The 4,149-nt window shown below is 54.8% G+C and carries 5 protein-coding genes; 1 reads left to right on the top strand and 4 read right to left on the bottom strand.

The genetic code is table 11. The features are described from left to right. Positions 1 to 204 precede the first annotated feature (204 nt). Positions 205 to 453, bottom strand: coding sequence for a hypothetical protein (locus G6N73_RS34875; protein WP_165034419.1), 249 nt, complete (start codon positions 451 to 453; stop codon positions 205 to 207). Positions 454 to 834: 381 nt separating this feature from the next. Between G6N73_RS34875 and G6N73_RS34870 the strand changes: the two genes are divergently transcribed. Beyond that, positions 835 to 1,866 (top strand): IS1595 family transposase, encoded by a 1,032-nt coding sequence (locus tag G6N73_RS34870; protein ID WP_165034418.1) that lies wholly within the window; start codon positions 835 to 837, stop codon positions 1,864 to 1,866. Positions 1,867 to 1,918: 52 nt separating this feature from the next. Here the strand turns inward: G6N73_RS34870 and G6N73_RS34865 are convergent, their stop codons facing one another. From G6N73_RS34865 to G6N73_RS34855, 3 genes are all read right to left on the bottom strand, one after another. Next, on the bottom strand, positions 1,919 to 2,386 hold the full coding sequence (locus G6N73_RS34865) for a hypothetical protein (protein ID WP_165034417.1): 468 nt from the start codon (positions 2,384 to 2,386) through the stop codon (positions 1,919 to 1,921). A gap of 425 nt (positions 2,387 to 2,811) precedes the next feature. Next, positions 2,812 to 3,333, bottom strand: a complete 522-nt coding sequence (locus G6N73_RS34860) for a hypothetical protein (RefSeq protein ID WP_165034416.1) — start codon at positions 3,331 to 3,333, stop codon at positions 2,812 to 2,814. After that, the coding region (locus tag G6N73_RS34855; RefSeq protein ID WP_165034415.1) for a hypothetical protein at positions 3,323 to 4,149 on the bottom strand (827 nt) is incomplete at its 5' end. The genes G6N73_RS34860 and G6N73_RS34855, both read right to left, overlap by 11 nt.

The raw sequence follows: 4,149 nt of genomic DNA, 5'->3' as shown, positions 1-4,149 counted from the left end.
GGGTGTGAACAAAAGGGATGTGAAAAAAATTTCGAGCAGGTGTTATGCCATTGATCCGCAATAGATCTTTCTTCAATCGGGCCGAAAGAGCGGCATTAGGTAGCAAAGACCACCAGATAGCGGATAAACCTTTGATTCAATGTCGAAAGACGAGCGTATCGGCGTGACTGATACGCTCAAACTGTCTTGTTTTCGTTGTTGGTCTCAGCTTTGGCGGGCGCTCTGGCGAACTCGCTCTTTCTTAATCTCGTCGTCCAGTTCACCCCATTTTGAAAGGAACCCTCCCACAAAGGCGAGTCCACCCAAAAGAAGGGAACACTTTACAAATGACCAAAGGCTAAAGGAGAAAATCCAAGCTCCTAATGCCACAAAAAGGACCACGGTGACTGCATATGTCAGTGCGTGCTCGGATGCGATCCGCACAACGAGTTTGTTTTGTTCTTCCTGTGTCATTTTTAGCCTCCCTTTGACATTAAGGATCGCCGACAAACGCTGCCGGCGCAAAGGTCGTATGGACCTTGCCGAGGCTGTATCCCGAGCACTGGGCAAATTAACTATCGACTGGTTTCCCGATCGACTCCCGCACGCATACCGGGTATGAGCCCGGTCCCATGTTCAGGACCGTGCACATACAGCTTTGACTTCTTCGGTGGCCCGGTGGCCGCCGCGGACCCTGTATGCGTGCAACCTGGAGCCTGAACATGACTGCCATCCCATTCGCCACCGCCTCGACCGTTGTGCAGCTTGCTGCCGCGGTTTCGCGCGTCCCGGTCCCGTCCAGAGGTTTGGAAATACGCGGCTCAGTCGCCGTCCAAACCGAGGAGGGACTGAGCTTTGGCGAAGTCCGAACAACAACCAAAGGGGCAGCACTTCCTGCTGTCGCCGGAATGCCGGACGCTCACCGTCATGGACTTGGCAAAGGTCCGCGAGGCGACGGCCTACGGCTGGTTCAAGCGCATGCGCTGGCCGCAGACGGACGGCGAGCCGTTCTGCCCAAAATGCGGAACGCTGCGCTGCCACACGATGGGCCGCAGCCGCTTCAAGTGCTCTGATAGGGCCTGCAAGACGGTCTTCACGGTCACTTCGGGCACGGTGTTCCACGCACGCAAGCTCAGCTTCAAGAAGATGGTCATGGCCATCTGGTTCTCCGTAAATTCGGTCAAGGGCAAGGCCGCCCTGCAGCTCTCCCGCGAGATCGGCGTGCAGTACAAGACAGCCTGGGTGCTGCTGATGAAGCTGCGCGAGGCGATCGCATGGCGCAGGGAGGACATGGTGCTCGAAGGCGAAGTCGAGATCGACGGCAAGTACGCGGGCGGCCACATCCGCCCCGAGAACAAGGCCGAGGACCGCGTCGACCGTCGCCTGAAGAAGTTCCAGAACATGAAGCGGCTGTGCGCCTTGGCGCTCAGGGAGCGCGGTCTCGGCCGCGGCGGCCAGACCTTCACCCGCGTCATCCGCGACGAGGACGGCGACGCTGCCTGGGCCGCTGTCCGCGACCACGTCTCTCGGCAGGCGACGGTGATTGCTGACGAGCACGGCAGCTACAACGACCTTGCGGGGCTGAACAAGCTGAAGCGGGTAAACCATTCGAAGGCCTACCAGGCCGAGGACGGGACCAACACGAACCAGGTAGAGAGCTTCTTCTCGCGCGTCCAGCGCGCCTACGTCGGCATCCACCACCGCTTCTCGCTGAAGTATTTCGACTGGTACGTGGCAGAACTCGCGTGGCGCGAGGACAGCAGGGACTGGGGCAACCGCCGCCAGACCTTCAATGTGCTGCGTGTGGCGCTGGCGCGGCCGACGTCGCGCTATCTCTGCGGCTATTGGCAGGGCAACAAGCCGCCGGACTTGATCTGGGCTGGTTGATATCGGATCGATCGGTTGAATATTAAACCGCTCATTTCCGATATCTTGACGATTAGGCCGCGATCTCCCAGAGGACACGGCGGCCGTCGACCATTCCAGCGTGACGAACGCGCTTGCCCTTGGCGAGGCTGTCGAGTGCAGCCGACAGGCGATTGGCGATCTGGCCAAGTCTGTGGTCGTTATCCTCAAGGCCGAGCCTGCTTGCGAACTTGGCCGCGCACTCCGCCGTGGACAGCGGCCGCCCTGCATCCCGGAGAATCTCCAGTACGGCGCGGCGCTTGTTCACGTTCGAAAGCAGCGCGTTGATTTCGCGGCTGGTCACCTGCCCCTCGTTGCGCGGACGGCCGCGGCGGCGGGATGGTTCTTCCGCCTTCTCGGGCAAATAATCCGGGTCATACAGGGCGATGACCTTGTCGAGCGCCGTCATTTGCCCTTGCATCGCCATCTGCTCGCGGGTGATCTCCTGCATCCGCTTCGACAGCTCGGCCCTTTTGCGCTTCAGTTCTTCCGCGATCTCCATCCGCCTGCTCCTGGAATCCATCAGGAAACAGCGTATGCCGCGAAGGATTTAAGATCTGGTGGTCTTTGCTACCGAATGCCGCGAAAGAGGGGTGGATTTAGTCCACGTTGGGAGTTGCGGCTAGCCCCGCTCTGGTAAATTCTAAGGACTTGGCTTCGCCAAGCCCAAGAATTTGCTTTCTCCCCCGCGAAGGGGGGAGAAGGGTCCGCACCCGAGCGCCCGACGACAATTCTTTTGCGCCATGCCCGCCGGACAGGCAGAGCCCTATCAATGCCTGCGTGTCGCAGTGGACTATTAAATAATTGCCCAGAGCGAATGCGCCCTGAGCCGAGCAAAGATACCACCGATGTGCGGGAGCTAAGTTCATCATACTCCCCCGGAATGGATCGATGAACGTTACGCTACTGTCACCGGAGTTATCCTATTTACCCCAAATCCGGAAGAGATTTTGGAACCTTCACCTCCTTAAGGCGATTGTATAACTTCCTCGCATTCATTATTCTTCCAGCTTCTGATTTTTCAGGTTTACGTTTCGCCGTTTCTTTCCAGGCATCTGTAAACCCCTTAAATTTTAGGAAGACAGCAGTTGCAGCTAGTTCTAGTTCGACAGGGTCAGCCTCTACTGCAATTTTCGCGATCTGCCTTCTTGCCTGATCAGAAGTGGGTGTGACGGAACCTCTCGATTTATATATAGAATATAATCCTCCCCAAGAAGTAGAAACTTCCTCTTCATCTATCAAGTCTATAACAGCTGCATTCCGTGCAGCTGTGGAAAGCGCTTCGCTAAAAGGGCCGTAATGTCGATACTCAAATTCAAACCCCTCACCGACCCCGCAAACCTCCAGTAAGTATACCAATTTTTGTAATTTCGTTCGGCCGACTATTTTTCCGCCAGCGTCATTTACAATGTCGGCAACTTTCTGCGTCTCCCTCTTTCTAGTTTGCATTCTTTATCTCCTCGTGCACGATGTCGAGAATAAACTTTCTTGCTTCTTCATCCGATGGCGCATGATACGCCCGAAAAAGCTTGAATGGGCGGATGGCGCCAACAACATCAGAAACCAGTCCCAGATCTTTTACTGTCCCATCTTCGGCAACAATCCTGATTTGGTTTAAGGGTCCCTTGGAGTCGTCGAATTTCCGGTATGGGGCTCTCTGTGCCTTATCGACCAGAATCCGTGTGAGTCCTTCCGAATCGGAACGCTTCCATTCGGCATTTCTCTCCTTAATTTTTTCCTCAATGGAAGCGCAGGCCTCATCAATTTTCACTCTGTCCTTGTCATTTTCACCAAATGCAGGGACGAGCTCCAGCCTAATGTCGCAGCACTTGAATAAGTGTCGATCCCGCAGGCGGACGGCAGCTTCTGAAATGCCTTTATGTTTGGAGAATTCCAATAGAGATAGGGCACCCCAAATGACGGTGTCGTCCAGATTCAAAACGTGCTGCGGGCTTTCGGGGTTCACGGCAAACACCGAGAGAGGATGGCTTTTATTCAACCCAGTGTATTCGAGCATTCCTTGTTTGACACATTCAAACACGTTTATAAGTAGCTCTGAGTAAATTTTTTCAGCCCCTCTGGTTGCTTTGTGTAGGTACAATGTAGGGTATAGCTGAAACAATCCCAAAACATAGGCTTCTGCCGAGAAGATCGCCTTTGGCCCAAGGCAAAATGTTTCAATATCCTTAAGTTGTGTTCCGTCGATACCGTGCGATATCTTTTCTATCTCTAGATTTGCGATTAACCACTCAAAATCAATAGGTA

Source organism: Allomesorhizobium camelthorni (assembly GCF_011045125.1).
In the GTDB taxonomy this organism is placed as follows: Bacteria; Pseudomonadota; Alphaproteobacteria; order Rhizobiales; family Rhizobiaceae; genus Allomesorhizobium; species Allomesorhizobium camelthorni.
This window is presented reverse-complemented; position numbering and strand designations above follow the sequence as displayed.

Coding starts and splice junctions, on each gene's coding strand:
- G6N73_RS34875 (WP_165034419.1), bottom strand. CDS start 453: ATGACACAGGAAGAACAAAACAAACTCGTTGTGCGGATCGCATCCGAG.
- G6N73_RS34865 (WP_165034417.1), bottom strand. CDS start 2,386: ATGGAGATCGCGGAAGAACTGAAGCGCAAAAGGGCCGAGCTGTCGAAG.
- G6N73_RS34860 (WP_165034416.1), bottom strand. CDS start 3,333: ATGCAAACTAGAAAGAGGGAGACGCAGAAAGTTGCCGACATTGTAAAT.